General features: G+C 43.1%; 18 protein-coding genes. 13 read left to right on the top strand and 5 right to left on the bottom strand.

Annotated elements, in window-relative coordinates:
* Positions 1–9: 9 nt before the first annotated feature.
* From H5073_RS05270 to H5073_RS05260, 11 genes are all read left to right on the top strand, one after another.
* Entirely contained in the window at positions 10–1,272 is a 1,263-nt protein-coding gene (locus tag H5073_RS05270) for a glutamate-5-semialdehyde dehydrogenase (protein ID WP_182677661.1), read from the top strand.
* A gap of 243 nt (positions 1,273–1,515) precedes the next feature.
* On the top strand, positions 1,516–1,632 hold the full coding sequence (locus H5073_RS18595; protein ID WP_404948373.1) for a class III lanthipeptide: 117 nt from the start codon (positions 1,516–1,518) through the stop codon (positions 1,630–1,632).
* Positions 1,633–1,677: 45 nt separating this feature from the next.
* Positions 1,678–1,782 carry a class III lanthipeptide gene (locus H5073_RS18270; RefSeq protein WP_220487944.1) on the top strand — a complete coding sequence of 35 codons (105 nt, stop codon included), beginning with the start codon at positions 1,678–1,680 and terminating at the stop codon, positions 1,780–1,782.
* Between the two features lie 34 nt (positions 1,783–1,816).
* Entirely contained in the window at positions 1,817–1,921 is a 105-nt protein-coding gene (locus H5073_RS18590; RefSeq protein WP_220487942.1) for a class III lanthipeptide, read from the top strand.
* Positions 1,922–1,966: 45 nt separating this feature from the next.
* Positions 1,967–2,071, top strand: a complete 105-nt coding sequence (locus H5073_RS18585; RefSeq protein WP_220487941.1) for a class III lanthipeptide — start codon at positions 1,967–1,969, stop codon at positions 2,069–2,071.
* Positions 2,072–2,105: 34 nt separating this feature from the next.
* Positions 2,106–2,210, top strand: coding sequence for a class III lanthipeptide (locus H5073_RS18580; RefSeq protein WP_220487939.1), 105 nt, complete (start codon positions 2,106–2,108; stop codon positions 2,208–2,210).
* Between the two features lie 34 nt (positions 2,211–2,244).
* Positions 2,245–2,346 (top strand): class III lanthipeptide, encoded by a 102-nt coding sequence (locus tag H5073_RS18250; protein ID WP_220487937.1) that lies wholly within the window; start codon positions 2,245–2,247, stop codon positions 2,344–2,346.
* 33 nt (positions 2,347–2,379) lie between these two features.
* Positions 2,380–2,469: a class III lanthipeptide gene (locus H5073_RS18575; protein WP_220487935.1), complete on the top strand. Its 90-nt coding sequence runs from the start codon at positions 2,380–2,382 to the stop codon at positions 2,467–2,469.
* Between the two features lie 48 nt (positions 2,470–2,517).
* Entirely contained in the window at positions 2,518–2,607 is a 90-nt protein-coding gene (locus tag H5073_RS18240) for a class III lanthipeptide (RefSeq protein ID WP_220487933.1), read from the top strand.
* Positions 2,608–2,939: 332 nt separating this feature from the next.
* Complete coding sequence (gene lanKC, locus H5073_RS05265) at positions 2,940–5,603, top strand: class III lanthionine synthetase LanKC (protein ID WP_182677659.1); 2,664 nt, start codon at positions 2,940–2,942, stop codon at positions 5,601–5,603.
* Between the two features lie 20 nt (positions 5,604–5,623).
* Entirely contained in the window at positions 5,624–7,222 is a 1,599-nt protein-coding gene (locus H5073_RS05260; protein ID WP_182677657.1) for an ABC transporter ATP-binding protein, read from the top strand.
* Between the two features lie 91 nt (positions 7,223–7,313).
* Here H5073_RS05260 and H5073_RS05255 read toward each other — a convergent pair whose 3' ends face one another.
* The 5 genes from H5073_RS05255 to H5073_RS05235 all read right to left on the bottom strand — a co-directional run bounded on the left by H5073_RS05255 (position 7,314) and on the right by H5073_RS05235 (position 13,670).
* Positions 7,314–8,051, bottom strand: coding sequence for a LuxR family transcriptional regulator (locus tag H5073_RS05255; protein ID WP_182677655.1), 738 nt, complete (start codon positions 8,049–8,051; stop codon positions 7,314–7,316).
* A 264-nt stretch (positions 8,052–8,315) separates the two neighbouring features.
* Entirely contained in the window at positions 8,316–10,733 is a 2,418-nt protein-coding gene (locus H5073_RS05250) for an ABC transporter permease (protein WP_182677653.1), read from the bottom strand.
* Positions 10,726–11,427 (bottom strand): ABC transporter ATP-binding protein, encoded by a 702-nt coding sequence (locus tag H5073_RS05245; RefSeq protein WP_182677651.1) that lies wholly within the window; start codon positions 11,425–11,427, stop codon positions 10,726–10,728. Before H5073_RS05245 ends, H5073_RS05250 begins: the two co-directional genes overlap by 8 nt.
* A 17-nt stretch (positions 11,428–11,444) precedes the next feature.
* A complete protein-coding gene (locus H5073_RS05240) occupies positions 11,445–12,701 on the bottom strand; it encodes an efflux RND transporter periplasmic adaptor subunit (RefSeq protein ID WP_182677649.1) in 1,257 nt (418 codons plus the stop codon).
* A 36-nt stretch (positions 12,702–12,737) separates the two neighbouring features.
* Entirely contained in the window at positions 12,738–13,670 is a 933-nt protein-coding gene (locus tag H5073_RS05235; RefSeq protein WP_182677647.1) for a hypothetical protein, read from the bottom strand.
* Between the two features lie 263 nt (positions 13,671–13,933).
* On the opposite strand from H5073_RS05235, the gene H5073_RS05230 reads away from it, so the two are divergent.
* Together H5073_RS05230 and H5073_RS05225 are read left to right on the top strand one after the other, a co-directional pair.
* Entirely contained in the window at positions 13,934–14,515 is a 582-nt protein-coding gene (locus H5073_RS05230; RefSeq protein ID WP_182677645.1) for an acyl-homoserine-lactone synthase, read from the top strand.
* A gap of 203 nt (positions 14,516–14,718) precedes the next feature.
* Positions 14,719–16,245: a PKD domain-containing protein gene (locus H5073_RS05225; RefSeq protein ID WP_182677643.1), complete on the top strand. Its 1,527-nt coding sequence runs from the start codon at positions 14,719–14,721 to the stop codon at positions 16,243–16,245.
* Positions 16,246–16,411: the final 166 nt, after the last annotated feature.

The raw sequence follows: 16,411 nt of genomic DNA, 5'->3' as shown, positions 1-16,411 counted from the left end.
GGAAAAAATATGAATAATGCAAACTTAAGTTTAATTGAAACCTTATCACGTGATGCAGCAATTGCGGCGCAAACTCTAGCTGTATTGGATGAGCAGACTAAAAATATAGTGCTGCAGGATATGGCAACTTCTTTACGAGCCAGCACAGCTGAAATTCTAGCGGCGAACCAACAAGATTTGAGCCACGCAGAGCAAAATAACCTAGGCTCAGCCATGTTAGACCGATTATTGCTAACGCCTGAGCGTATTGAAGGTATGGCTCAAGGGATTGAAACTATTGTTTCACTGCCGGATCCTGTTGGGATTACTCGTGATTTAAGTGAGCGCCCTAATGGCATTAAAATAAGAAAAATGCGCATCCCGCTAGGGGTAGTGTGTATGATTTATGAGGCTCGTCCTAACGTGACTGCTGATGCGGGTGCATTATGTTTCAAATCAGGTAATGCTGTGGTATTGCGTGGTGGTAAAGAAGCACTGCAATCTAGCTTGGTTATTGCCAAGGTACTGCAAGATGTACTGCAAAAGCATAAGCTGCCAAAGGCGCTTATCACTGTCATTCCTGATCCAGATCGCGGTTTGATGATGGAGCTGATGCAGCAAAGAGCCTATATCGACGTTATCATTCCTAGAGGTGGTGAAGGCTTGATAAACTTCGTTACCGATAACAGTAAAATCCCAGTTATTCAGCATTTTAAAGGTGTGTGTCACCTGTATGTGGATAAAGATGCTGACTTAGACAATGCCATGGCATTACTGCTTAATGGCAAGACTCAGCGTACTGGAGTGTGTAATGCGCTGGAAGGCTTGATCGTCCATCAAGATGTGGCCGAGGCTTTTCTATTAAAAGCGGCTGTTGAGCTTGCAAGCCACAAGGTGAAGATTAATGCTTGTTCACGTGCAGCTAAGTACTTTACAGGCTGCACTGTGCTGGATGACAGTGAATTTGGCCAAGAGTATTTAGACCTTGAAATCGCTATTCGCATCGTCGATGACTTTGACCAGGCAATAGATCATATCCGCGCCTTTGGCAGTCATCACACCGAAGTGATTTCGACCAAAAACGATGCTACGGCGATGCGTTTTCAACGCACTGTAGATGCCTCTGTGGTTATGGTTAACGCCTCGTCACGTTTCTCCGATGGCGGAGAGCTAGGTTTAGGCGCCGAGATTGGTATTGCCACCTCGAAGCTGCATGCTTACGGCCCCATGGGGCTTGAGTCATTGACGGCAGAGAAATACCTAGTTAATGGCACAGGTCAAGTGCGCAGCTAACCGCTTCATGTTGAAATAAGCGGTTAAACCCAAAGCCTGCATTCAATGCAGGCTTTTTTTTACTTTTTTTTCAATCAACAAATTAACCATTCAATATTCTAATGATTTTATTTAGTGAAACCTGTCATTAATTACAGGTTATTTTGCTATTGATATAAACCTGTAGGATCTAACGGTTATTTAATATTTTTTTAAACGCTATTGTTTATTCCGTCATCAAGTGATGACAATTAAATATAAATAATGGAGGTAATAATGAATAACATTTTAAACTTACAAACATTTGCCGTTGATTCTGATGTTGAAATCATGGAGTGGAGTACGATCAGTAACCACTGTGGCGGCAACGTATTGCGATAATCAATTGTATATTTTCACCTATCAACTTATTTAAGGAATAACCAAATGAATAACATTTTAAGCCTACAAACACTCGCCGTTGAATCTGATGTTGAAATCATGGAATGGAGTACTATCAGTAACCATTGTGGCGAAAACGCACAAAAGTAATAATTTAACTAACAATTATATAAGGAATAAAAATATGAAGAACATTTTAAAATTACAAACGCTAGCTGTTGATTCTGATGTTGAAGTCATGGAGTGGAGTACGATCAGTAACCACTGTGGCGGCAACGTATTGCGATAATCAATTGTATATTTTCACCTATCAACTTATTTAAGGAATAACCTAATGAATCACATTTTAAGCCTACAAACACTCGCAGTTGAATCTGATATTGAAATCATGGAGTGGAGTACGATTAGTAACCATTGTGGCGGAAACGCACAAAAGTAATAATTTAACTAACAATTATATAAGGAATAAAAATATGAATAACATTTTAAACTTACAAACACTCGCCGTTGAGTCTGATGTTGAAGTCATGGACTGGAGTACGATTAGTAACCATTGTGGCGGAAACGCACAAAAGTAATAATTTAACTAACAGTTATATAAGGAATAAAAATATGAATAACATTTTAAGCCTACAAACACTCGCCGTTGAGTCTGATGTTGAAGTCATGGACTGGAGCACGATCAGTAACCACTGTGGCAAACAACTCGCTTAATTCACAAATTAACTATTTTAAGGATAATGAAAAATGAACAACATACTAAACTTGCAAACATTAGCGATAGAAAAAGAATCTGCACCAGTAATGGAATGGAGCACGATCAGTAATCACTGCTAATCGAAGTGACGATAACTTATTAATCATAATTTAATTGAGGATATCAAGATGAACAACATTTTAAGCTTGCAAATATTAGCATTAGAAAAAGAAACCGCTCCAGTAATGGATTGGAGCACTATTAGCAATCATTGCTAATAACGTTCCCTTTCATTTGTCATTTAAATGAAAGGCAGTGTAAGAACAAGCGTTAATGCTGCACTCATTAATAAAAGTAAAACATGCTGTTGTTATGCATTGTGATGCAGCTAATAATTTATTTTATTAAAACACTTGAGTATAAAAGCTAAACTTATTAGTCATGTCTTGTTGTTAAGTTTTGCTAGTAGGAATCCTGTTTTATCCTATGGAAATTCGTATAAAAACCTATCGATATCAGTCAGTAATCTAGCGCCTGGCTGATATCGATACAACTCATAGAGTAATTAATCTTTTGATTTTACTACCACCTTTAAGAAAAGGATTTTATTGTGAGCAATAATTTATATACCTATGGCGATCGTGATTATTTTACTCTTCCTATTGAGTTGCCTTCAGATGATTTCTATAAAAAAGCCATTGAGCAGAGTATCCCAGATACTTGGATATTGAATAGGAAGAATATTTGGTTGGCAGGTTCTCCTGCTGATGGAAGTTTGCCTTTGCAAGGATTTAAAATACACATATCAGCCATTGAATCACAAGCAATAGAGGTAATCGAAAAGACATTATCTCATTGCGTGGCGCACAACACGGCATTTAAAGTTATTTGTCGTAACGACATCGCTACTAACATGACATCCAAGTCATGCGGGCGCAGCAGCGCTGGAAAACTCATTACTATTTACCCTAGAAATGACAAGGTTTTCAAGTCGCTCATTAATGATCTGTACTTAAGCCTTAAAGACAATTTAGGGCCTTATATCTTATCTGATAAACGATACCTGGATAGCCAAGTGGTTCACTACCGTTACGGTGGATTTCTGTTATTACCTAAGATTAAAGCCGATGGCACCACACTCGCTTGTATAAAAGATGATGCCGGTAATATAGTCGAAGATGAGCGCAATGCATTTTATCAGTTGCCTCACTGGGTCAAGGAGCCTTTCCCAGAAGCACTGGATGCCAGTACTGAGGCAGTGCCACTTAATAATCGCTATAAAGTCATTAAAGCCTTGGCTTTCTCTAATAGTGGTGGTGTTTACCAAGCCTTAGATTTGAGAACAAATCAAGAGGTTGTCATTAAAGAAGCTCGGCCGCATATCAATTTCCGCTCTATGGCCAAAACCAGTGTCTATGCCGATCAGGTATTGAAAAATGAATACAAGGCATTGCAGTTGTTGCAAAGCAGTGCTTACTTTCCTAAAGCCATAGATTGGTTTGTCGAGTGGGAGCATTCCTTCCTGGTGGAAGAATTTGTCCAAGGCATTCCATTGAGAAAATTCCGCGCCAGTAGCGAGTGCACCTTAGTCCCCTATACAGATGCACCAGAATCAGCGGAAAGATTTAAAGGCGCATTTTGTTGGATAGCCAAGTCCTGTATCGAAGCTGTAATGGCAGCTCATGAGCGCGGTATTGTGCTAGCTGATATCTCCCCCAATAACATCATGGTGGACAGTGAAAATAAACGCATCCGCTTCATTGATTTCGATGGTGCTTATCGCCTCAAGGAAGGTGAAGTCGAAGGAGGCAAGGGCATAGTCCCCATCTTAAGCACCCCAGGTTTTAGTGATCTTCAGGCCTTGCTTAAAAATGGCAGTAGCTATCAAGCCGATTGGTATGCCTTAGGCATGGTGCTTTACAGCATTTTATTACCGATACAAAACCTGTTTGATATCGACAAGGATTTACGTTGGGAATTGCTACCTAAACTTATCGATGATTGTAAACTTGATCCTGCCATTGCCTCTGTCATCACTGCCTTAGCGCAAGGTGAACCCGATAATGCGCTGTTATCAGTCAAGGCATTGGAAGCTAATTTCCGTTCTGAATTGGCTGCAAAAGAAGCCCTGCCATTCGAGTCTTTACCCAATACAGCGCCGCGTGTTTCCACTGCAGAACTCAAAGACGAAGTCGATGAGTTAATCCGACTGGTGAAAACCGGTGTTCCCCGTGAAAACGACCCACAATTTGTGCCAATCGATTACCGTGCATTCGATCTTCATCCTCACGGACTGGCTTACGGTTATTACGGTCCTGCTGTGTTATTAACCCAGAGTGGCCATCAGGTGCCAGAACACTTGCTACAAAAAATTGATGCTAAATCAGTGACTGAATTCAGTGCGGGTTTGCTGGTGGGTACAGCCGGTATGGCCTTAGCGGAACTTGAATTGAATCGCCTAGATTTAGCTGAACAATATGCCGAGGAGTCGTTTAACTCGCCGCTTTTCGCTGAACTGAATAGCTTCGGTTATGGTTTGGCCGGAATAGGCTTTATGGCACTGGCTATGTATCGCAAAACTCACGCTGAATTATATCTGAGCAAGGCGAAAGAAATTGGCGACTTGCTTGCTCAGCGAGCAATAACGGAAGCCACAGGGGTGCGTTACCCGGCAGAAAAAGCAGACCGAGATCCAGTAGGTATAGCGTATGGAAGCGCTGGAATCGCATTGTTCCTGCTACATCTCTATCAAAGCACGGATGATGCACAGGTGTTACAACTTGCCAAAGCGTCACTGCAATATGATATCAATGCGGGTCTGCGAGACGATGGCAGCTATAGCTGGGGGGAAACGGCCGATAGCACTCAGATATTGCCTTATTGGGAGTATGGTGCTGGCGGGGTTGGCGCCGTTATCGCCCGTTTTTATGAGGTCACAGCGCAAGCTCACTATGTTGATATTTTAAAATCGCTAGCAGTAACCAATTTCTCACGCTACTCGGCAGAGCAGGGAAGTTTCAATGGTTTGTCAGGCTTTGGTGAGCTGTTGCTCGATATTTATCGCGTCACAGGTGAAGCCATTTATTTGCAATCGGCACGACAGATTGCCGACAGTGTGATGCTGTTCTCGATTAAAAAGCCACAGGGCCGCATTTATCCTGGACGCTTCTCCTACCGTTTATCGACAGATCTTGCATTTGGATCCTCAGGCATTGGCTTGTTTCTAAATAGAATTATCACGGGTCAGCCACGTTGGTTGCACGATCTCGCATAAGTCATATTAAGGGGTACACTATGTCGATTAACAGAGAGAATTTAAAAATAGTGGCTGAACTGCTAGCGCCTTGGAAAAAGAAGCTGGGACTGTTATTCAGTTTAAGTATCTTTCAGGCCATAGTGTTCACCATCTTCGATCCCTTGGCGCTTAAGTATCTGATTGATGCCATCACTGAGGGGAACACACGCTTATTTGTCATCATAGCATTAACCGTGACGGCGATAGCCACAGGCGGGCGTTGGTTAAGTTACTGGACTTCCTTGTTGCGACAGCAGATCAAAAATGCCGTTCAACAGCAAGTCTGTGCTGAGTTGACGGCGGTGTATTATCAACATGATTGCAAGAAAATTGATAATCATGGCAAGGGCTATTATATCTCTCGGCTGCACGATGAGCCTAAACAGCTGGCCGCCGTGGTTGATGTGTCCCTGTCGCTGTTAGTGGGTATTGTGGTTGCTATCTCTGGCGTCGGTGTTGCCTTGTGGATCAGCTGGCAAGTGACCTTGGCATTAGTGGTGATAGTGCCCATGCTGTATCTGTTGGCGAATAAGTTCAGCAATAAAATTGGTGAAGTAACCAATAAAATGCACGAGTCAGAAGCCGAGTTTAAATCCATACTGACGACGGTAATCGACAGCTTTAAATTAGTAAAACTGTTTGATCTTAATGACACGGCGACACAAGAAATTAAACAAGGTTTGAAAGTGCCCCTAGAGGCAACTTATCAGAGCGCGAAATATGCCAGCATGTATCGCTCTATCAGTGCGGTATTCCTGTCTTACGCCGAGTTATCCGTCATCGTCATTGCAGGTTACCAAGTCATCACAGGGGTAGTGACTATCGGCGCCTTGTTTGCATTAACCCGCGCCTTTTCTATGGTGACTCGCTCTGTCGAACAAATCACTTCTATTATTCCAAGCTTGGTGATGCTGAATACCTTGATTGAAAGATACAAAGCCTTTAAGTCAGAGTCAGATGGTGCCCATTCTATCAAGCGTGAAGTATTGTCAGGTTTTTCACTTAAAGACATGGAATATGATCACCAAGGAAAATCCATCTTCCATAATGCTAGCCTAGAAATCGGTGCTCAGAGCCGCGTGTTGATCAGTGGGCCTAATGGCTCTGGAAAGAGTACCTTCGCCAACTTGCTGGCCGGTTTTTATGTACCAGACAATGGCAGTATCTCAGGTCCAGAGCTGCATGATTTGAGTGCCTCTTTATACCCCTTTGGTTTATTGCCTGGCACAATAGGGAAAAACTTTAACATCATAGGTTCAAAATATGGCTGTGAAGATAAAGTGTCTTATCTGGTGGAAGAGTTAAATTTACAACCTTGCCTCGAATCCAAATACGATAACTTGTCTGAGGGACAGAAGAAAAAATGCCAAATAGCCATGTGCTTGCTGAAACCGGCTAAAACCTATTTGTTCGATGAACCTTTGGCTAACATAGATGATAAGAGTAAGGCGACTGTGTTAGGAATTATAGACCGCTTCACACAAGGCGCGTCACTGATGATGATCATGCATGAAGGCGAGCGATTTACTGAGATGTTTGATAGCAGTATTAATATCATAGGTAATGGCGGCATCACCTTTGCGGCAATGAAAAGCTAGTGCTAGTCTTGTTTCGAAAAATGGCTTAGTAACCCCATTTTTCCACAAGAAAAATAGAGAGACTGATTTTTACATCATCACATGATACAAATTAGACATTGGGGGTTATCATACCGTAGCGCATGGCTAAAGACACAGCATGCTGACGGTTGGTAGCCCCTAGTTTTTTAGTGACATTGTTTAAATGGAATAGCACAGTACGTTCTGTGATATTGATAATCTGACAAATCTCCCACGCTGTTTTACCTTCACAGGCCCAAAAAAGGCATTCTTTCTCGCGGCTCGTTAGATTGGACTCACAAGTTTCTGAGGTTATCAAGGCGAGCTGACGCTCGAACAAGTTAACCCCAAAAGTATGAGCGAAGGGTAATACCTGATTCAGCTTGTCACTGCCTTGTTCGGTATCATCATCTATGGCGAGGCTGAACACAGCAAATTCCCCAGAGGTCGAACGTATGGGTATGCTTAGGCCATTTTTAAGGCCATAGCTTTTTGCTTCCTCCATTAACGCTTGGCTGTTGGCATCATTGAACTTGCCGAGCTGCACTAGCTGACTCCATTGAACTGGCGCATGCTTGTTCATCATATAGGTGACAACCGGGTCATTCTTATGCTTTTCTTGCTTGAAATAAATGTCCATCCATTCTTCAGGGTAATTACTCAACACATTCATTTTAGGTGCGTATAGGGAATCTTGGGAAACTATCCCCATTAAGTAAAATGGAACGTCCAGAAGTTGGCAAAACTCTTCACAGGCAGTTTTTAATTGATCCGCTGATTTGAGCAGCTCCAGGTTCTGCACCAGCTGCAAGAAGATCTTACTATCCATGACAAAACCACCCATTGTTAATGATATGTTGCAAAACTATAGGGTAATCTACTCCTGTTAGCAATAAACAGCAAGCCGCCTGTTAAGCTCCTAGGTGAAATCAAATGCTAAACCTCTAAATAGGCGCTTTGTGAGTCTCAGTAAGCTTGAAAACCACACTTTCAGATTAACCGCTTAGGAGGTTAGCTGGCGGGAGTGGGAGATGGACATAAAAAAATGGCTCCCGAGTTGGGAGCCATGCTTAACTTGTGTTATCGCGAATTTTTATTCGGCTTTTAATATTTTCGCCGGCCGTTCACTGGCTGATTTAATGCCGTGCGAAGCGACAGTGAGCCAAGTTATCAGGCTTACCAGCGCAGCTGCCGCGACATAAGCCGAGAGTGGCTGAGTAATACGCTCATTAAAACCGTTAAGCCATTGGCCTAATAAGTAATAGGTAGCCGGTACCGCCAAAAAGATACTGACAGCCAGTAGCCACAGGTACTCTTTGGCTAATAGATTAATCAAGTCCAACTTAGTGGCTCCTAAGACCTTGCGAATAGACATTTCTTTGGCTCTACATTGGGCGCTGTAGGATGACAGCCCAAATATACCTACGCAGGTAAGGAAAACCGCAAGCCCACAGAAAATCAGTACAAAATTCGCTACCCTTCGATCATCACTGTACAGTTGGCGATAGTTTTCTTCCACTAGGCTAATGGTAAATTCGTCATTGCCAGTCTGCTGAGCTAGCTCTGTTTTAATGCGGTTTAAGGTCAGTGGAAGTTGATCTTGAGTGATAGTTGCCACTATATTGGCCTCTGACATCCAGCTTAAGCCACAGATGAACAGCAAGGGAGACAAGCTGTTGCGAGCTGAACCCACCTGAATGTCTGCCACGACACCAACGATTTTCACATCAAACTTATCACTGTCTTCTTTGCCTGTCTTGAATTGCCAAATCTTACCAATCGCTTGCTGAGGATCCGTTAGTCCAGACATTTTGATGATAGATTCAGTGACTATGATGCCGGCAAAGCCTTGTCCTTGAGCATCTTCTTGATACCAGTCGCTGCCGTATTTTTCGGAAAAATCACGCCCCGCCAATAACTTAAGCCCTTGAGCTTTGACTATGCCATATCCGCTACCAATAAAGGGTAAGAAAGGGGAGTCGGCATCGGCACCTGGCCATAGCAGTTTAGTGGAAGTGTTAGTGGTGTCGGTCAGCGAAGCGTCACTGAAACCAATGTCAGAGACTCCCTCAATTCGAGACAGTCGAGAGACGATGGCGTTATTACTCTTCTCGAACAGCATGTCTGCAGCAATCGCTGATATTTCAATTCGTTGAGTCCGCTCATAGCCTACGGGCAATTGTTTAAGGTAATCCAATTGCTGGAACAGTATCGCGGCGGCGACAATTAAGCCTACCGACAGTGCCGCCTGCAGTGTGAGCAGTGATTTACGGATAAGCACTGCCGTTTTTCCTCTTTGTAGATCGCCACTCAATACTCGTTTTGCGCTAAATGATGACATAAATAGCGCGGGGTAGAGACCGGCTGTGATGCCTATGATTAAGGTTAAAAAGGCCAAGACTAACAAGCTATCTACACTGGCTGTAAGACTAAGATGGCTTTCGGTAAGGTTATTAAACCAAGGTAAGGTTAGCTGAACTAATAGGGTGGCTATCATCACTGAGATAAATGAAAGCAGGGTCGATTCAAACAGGAACTGACTAATAAGCTGGAACTGGCTGGCTCCCATGGCTTTTTTGACGCCGACTTCCTGAGCTCGCCTACCCGCCTGAGCTGTGCTCATATTGATAAAGTTTATCATGGCAATGCCAATCAAGAGCAGGCTTAGGCCAGTACACACAGTGACAGTGAATTGAGAGCCGTTCATTTTCATTTCGAACTGTGACTGGGCGTTTAAATGGATTTTGTCCAGTCGCTGCAGCTCGACTCGCACCATGTCTTGACCCGAGTAGGCCAGATTATTGTAGAGGCTGGTTAATGTTTTGCTGATTTCATCAACATTTGCGCTGTTAGCAAGGCGAACATAAGTATAACTATTGTTGGCACCCATACTTGGGGTCCCTATGATAGCTGGGTTTGCCGAGGTTAATGCATCGAAATGAAAGTGGGTGTTATCTGGCAGATTTTCAAAAATAGCTGCTACAGTCCAGCTTGCATCCTGACTCTGTAAGCTTTTGCCTATGACATCACTGCGGCCGAACAGACGCTGGGCTTCTTTAACGGACAGGGCTAATTGGTAGGGGGCCGTCAAGGCTTGTTGTAAGTCGCCGGCCACTGTGGGTAACAGCATGAGCTGTTCAATATTGTCGGATGCGGCAAATAAACTGCTTAAATGTAATTTTTCACCTTGATATTCCACTGCAGAATCAATTTGTTTGGATAAATCGAACAGATTGAATACTAATTCTACGCCGTTAATTTTACTCAGCTCGCTATTAAAAGCGCTGCTTACCAAGGGAGCATGCAGTCCCATGCTGGGCCATTGTTGCTGCAATCGATAGCTGCTGGTGGGCTCAGGCTGAAACTTGTCGAACGACTGATGGTAATTCACATACAGGGCTATCAATATCGCGGCAGCCAAACCGATAGAAAGCCCCATTATATTCATCAGGCTGTGGCTTTTCTGGCGCAACATGGAACGTAGCGCAGTCAATAAATAGTTATTAAGCATACTTCACCTCGCTCAACACGGCCTTAGGTTCTCTTGATACCACCTTGCCATCGAGAAGATGAACAATCCTGTTGCCGTATTGGGCATCGCTTTCTGAGTGGGTGACCATGACTATGCTGGTGCCTTGCTGATTGAGTTCTGTGAGCAAATTCATCACATCGCGACCATTTTCTGAATCCAGGTTGCCGGTAGGTTCATCGGCAAGGATAAGCTTTGGTGAGATGACTAAGGCTCTGGCTATGGCGACCCTTTGTTGTTGACCACCAGAAAGCTGCTGCGGAAGGTGATTGGCTCTGTGGCTGATGTTAAGTTTTTCCATAATGGACTTAACGCGTTCTACTCGCTGTTGCTTATTCACTTTATTGTAAAGCAAGGGCAGCTCAATGTTTTGTGACACAGTCAGGTCGTCGACCAAATTAAAAGATTGAAAAATATAACCAAGATTTCGGCTACGCAGCTTAGCCAGCTGGTTCTCAGAATAGCCTTCTATATTCTGCTCCATAAACTGATATTGGCCACTATCACAGGAGTCGAGCATGCCTAAAATGGACAATAGGGTCGATTTTCCGCAGCCTGACGGGCCCATGATGGAAATGAAATCACCTTGATTTACTGTGAGATTTAGGGCATCCAATGCCAAGGTTTCAACATCATGGGTGCGAAATGACTTGTGAATATTTGTTAGTGTGATCATGTTTATTCCCTTAAAATTTAGTTGAGTATGAGTTCGTCGGCATTGTCGAAGTTGCTGTAGCTGGAGATGATGACCTTATCCTTGGGTTCTAAACCTTCTAGTACCTGATATACGGCGCCGTTCTTCTTACCCAACTTTACGGGTCTGCGATAGGCTTTAGAGTTATCTTCATTGACCACAAAGACCCAATGTCCTCCAGTGGTATTGAAGAAGGCGCCTTTTTCTAATAGGGTCGAGTGACTTTGTGGGTCGCTGAGAATGAGATCCAAATCTAAGCTTTGACCCCGCTTGATGCCTTCAAGGTTATTGGGAAGGTCCACCTCGATAAGAAATCGCGACGCATTGACCCTGCTATCAATTTTACTGATGCTGGAGCGTATGACCTGGTTATTAAAATGCACATCGGTCAGCATGCCGAGCTCCACTTGGTTGAGGTAATACTCATCCACTTCTACCGCCAATTTGTATTCCCCTGGCAGATCAATTTGACCTAATCTGGCCCCTTGGCTCTTAGATTCGCCAACGGCTACATCCAAGTCGCTGAGGTAACCGGCAACGGGAGCACGCACCAATAAGTTTTCAAGATTCTTACGGGCAAAGTCTAAATTAGTGTTGAGCATCTTAGCGCTGTCTTCCAGCTGGGTAATTTGCGCTTGGCGAATAAGGTTTTCCGCCTGTTGCCGCTCCAACGTGAGCTCGCGGCGATTCTGATAATATCTAAGTTCGTCTTGCAGGTTTAACAGATCATCTTTTGGGATAAGATCCCGCTTACTCAAGGCGGTTGCCTGTTTTAGCTTGCGAGTCAGTTGACTGATTTGATGCTCGAGTTCTAGTAAATCTCGCTTTAGATTGAGCTTGTTGGTTTCCATGGTCATTTGAGTATTTCTTAGAAAATTCAATTGCTCAGTAATTTGTGCTTCGCGGCTTATCACATCTAATTGCAGCGAACTGTTGGACAGTGCGACCAAAGGTTGGCCTGCTGTGACGAACTCGCCTTGCTCCACCAATTTTTCATCGATACGGCCGCCGCTAATGGCATCTAAAAATATGGTCGTCTTGGGCCTGATATTGCCGCGCAGGCGTAAACTGTCTTCAAAGAGTCCCGTTTTCACTTTAGATACGCTAATGGTGCCTAGTGCAGTACGTTGCGAAATGGTGTCAGTGTTTGATGCTGTAATGGCATAAGCCGCCGAAGCAATAGTTAACGTCAATACTGCGGTGGCAGCCAGCTTCTTAAGCTTGGGTGAACGGCGTTGAGTGATGATTCTGTCCATGTTTCTCTCCAAATATAAAAATTAATCTGACACAGCTCAAAAAGGTTTTTTTATTAATTCCACTTGCACACCCAGAGACAACAAGTGGCTATCAACGACTGTCCATTCAGCTAGGTTAGCTAGGGTGGATTGAGTCGATGGCGTCGGCTCAATGTCAGGGCTATCCAGCAATTGATAGCTAAGTAGAAACTCATCGACTAAGCCTGATTGCTGTAATTGCATGCAAGTGGTGTAATTGGCAATGACCACAGCAGTCGACAGCTGCATTGTTGCTAAATTTGCAAGAAATGCCCGTAGACTGGCCTCATCTTGGTATTCATGTAGCAGCAACTCGCAGCCCGCCGAATTACGCATCCCTTGGTAAGTTTTACTACTGACACTGCTATCTGTGATGACGGCATGGCAGCTCATTACGCTTTGTCTTATGCGTTGCTTGAAACCAAAATCTTTATTAAAAACCTGCATATCAACATGACCACCTCGCATATTGGTTGCCGTTATGCAGGTTATCCAGGGGCGGTTCTTCGTTTTAACTGTATAGGGGCCATAATAGACTTGGCTGGCGATGTGATTGATTGGGAAGTAATTGATGACAATGCCGGATTCGACACTCTTATCTTCCGCTTTACCAAAAATCCACCAAGCATTGTCTATGCTCGGAAGATTAACTTCGCGAATACCTGCCGCCTTCAGGCTGGGGAGCAATTCATCTAAGGTAATAAAACCACAGTGCAATGGCGCCGATAAATACAGGGCAGTGGCCTGAGTATGGCTTTCCATCATGTGAGTTAGCTGGGAGGCTGGGTAACCAAACATGCCCGACCCCGAGCATACTCGGCGGTTATGTCTAGCCAGTGACCAAGCCCATCCAGAATGCTTGGATGTTAGCAGCGCCTTATCTAAGGTTAACAACAACTCCTGTGGAAGTTGCTCTGGCTGAAGTGTAATTGGTTGCAATTGTGCGCTCATTAGGTCCCACCTACGTTTTTAATATTTCTAGATTAACCAGTGAAGAAGGGTTTGGTTAGCTGTTACATATGACAGAGTCTTTGCTAGGCAAATAAAGCGTCATTGGCAATTAACCGCATCACGCAAAATATGGAGTAAATAAAATAGAGGAAAACAGCGTTAAATGTACCTGTCAGATCTAACATCCCCACAACTGACAGTTATGTAGCAGCGTTATTTTTTTTAGTTTTGATCTCACTTTCAAACACGAAACGGTGATCAAAATGTCAAAAATAACAGTAATCAATAAAATGTCTTCAAATGTTAACAATCAAATATTGGATCAGATATTTAAATTAAGAAATGAAACATTCAAACAGAGATTAGGTTGGGAAGTAAAAACTGAAAATGGTATGGAAAAAGATAACTTCGATAAATTAAATGTATCTCATATTGCTATGACGGATAAAAGCGATAATGTCATTGGTTGCTGGCGTGCATTGCCGACTCAAGGTGAGTATATGCTTAAAGATATTTTCCCTGAGTTATTACAGGGCGAAGCGGCACCATTGTGTGAAGATGTGTGGGAAATTAGTCGATTTACCGTACGTAAAGGCGATGGCGAAAAAGGCGCTGGCTTAGTTAACTCATCTACAGCAGCCTTAGTTAAATCCTTCTATGACTTCGCTAGAGAGAACGAGATTAAGCATTATGTTCTAGTAACAACAGTGGCTTGTGAAAGAATATTGCGTTTGTTGGGAGTCAAAACCCGCAGAATGGGCGCGGGAAAATCATTGCAAATAGGTATAGAGCGCTCAGTGGCATTGTGGATAGATATTGATGACAGTTTACAAATGGCCAGTTAATCAGGCTGTCATTATCTGCTCCAATAACGATAACTGTGATTGAGAATAACTTAGTGCTTGTTAAAAATGATGATCGTAAGTAAAAATGAATAAATGTTTTATTTTTAAGTTAATAAAATGTAACAACTTACTTTTTGTTATCGAAAAATAAATGCCGTAGGATGGCTGCGATGATAAAAATCAAACAATAACAAGGACGTGTAATGAAAATAAAATCTTATCTAGCCTTTCCTTTTTTGGCTCTCAGTATGATTGCTTGTGGTGGTGGCTCCGATGATGGTGCTTCAACAACTTCGACTGTGAATAATGCACCGACAGCCAGAATGTCATTAGACAACGCTTCAGTTAGCATAGGAGATCTTGTTTCAATTCAAGGTGGGCAAAGTAGTGATCCTGATAGCGACAGTTTAAGCTATCTGTGGCAGGTTAGCGATCCTCAAGGTATGGCATTGGCTTTGAGTGATGCTAAAAATAAGCAGTTGAGTTTTAATGTCACTATGGTTGGAGAATATCAAGTAAGCCTAACCGTAAGTGATGGTAAAGGCGCAAATGATAAGGCAAAGTTAGCCTTACAGGTTGCAGGCGCTACAAACGCTAGCACGATTGTAGCTGTGATTTCTTCTGCCGAAACGGTAAAACAGGGCAATATAGTGACGCTTTCAGGCGAAAGCAGCCGCTTAACAGCTGATACTCGTTTTAGCTGGAGTTTATTAGAAAAACCTGCCACTAGCGAAGCGGCACTGACCAGCACAAATACAGTGGAAACTTATTTTACCGCCGACAAGTTGGGTGAATATAAGGTGCAGTTAAGCCTCAAAGATCAAAATGAAAACACTGATGTGGTCCAGCGCGTGATCACGGCTACTAGTGTTACCAGCAACACGGCTCCAGTGGCATCTATTACTGCTGCGAGTACTGAGCTTAAAATTAATGAAGAGCTCACATTGTCTGCAGCTCAAAGTACGGATGCCGACGGTGATACGTTAAGTTTTAGTTGGCAAGTTATTCAACAGCCTGATAGTGCAGAAATTAAGCTGGAGCAGGCAGCAACGCAACAGGCAAAGTTTAGTGCGAATTCTTTAGGTGAGTATCAGGTAGAGTTGACTGTCAGTGATGGCAAGCTACAAGATAAAAAACAACTGAAATTACAGGTGACCGCTGCCAATCGTTCCCCAGTGGTTAGCATCAATCTAAATTCGAATTCACCTAAACAAGGTGAAACGATTAACTTGCAAGGGGTTGGAGTTGACCCTGACAATGATAGCTTAAGTTATAGCTGGAGCTTAGTTTCTAAACCTAGCGATAGTAGCGCTCAATTCTCTAACTCAAATCAGCAAAATACACAGTTATACCTAGATGCGAAAGGGGATTATTTAGTCTCTTTGACTGCCAGTGACAATCAGCTAACGTCAGCGCCTGCCACTAAAAGAATTCGGGTTGCAGTTAATCATCCACCAGTGATCACTAAGGTGATTTATGATACCTACGTTATTGCAGGTTCTCCTACTAAACTTGAGGCGCAGGCGACAGATCCTGAAGGTCAGTCGATGATTTTTGAGTGGCGTTTGACAGATAAAGATCCTGGCACAGAAGGAACATTTAGTGCCCCAACTCAGTCAGTAACCGAGTTTACGCCGGATCTACCAGGTTGGTACACCTTAGAAGTCAGCGTCAGTGATGGAATTCAGAAATCTCTACTGCCAAACACATTGCTAATCATTGCCAAATAACCCCATTGGTATAAATGTTGAGTGTAACCATTCGCGGTGCTGGATTTTATAATCAGCATTGCGAATGCTTTAATAAGAATTTTATCACTGGGCTTAACAGCACTTCAGCTACGATGCAGAGTCAATACAGAGCTCGTCTTTATTAACCTACATGTTTACAGAGGCA

The organism is Shewanella sp. SR44-3 (assembly GCF_014163735.1).
GTDB lineage: Bacteria > Pseudomonadota > Gammaproteobacteria > Enterobacterales > Shewanellaceae > Shewanella.
The sequence above is the reverse complement of the archived record's forward strand: the minus strand, read 5'-3'. Positions and strand labels throughout refer to the sequence as shown.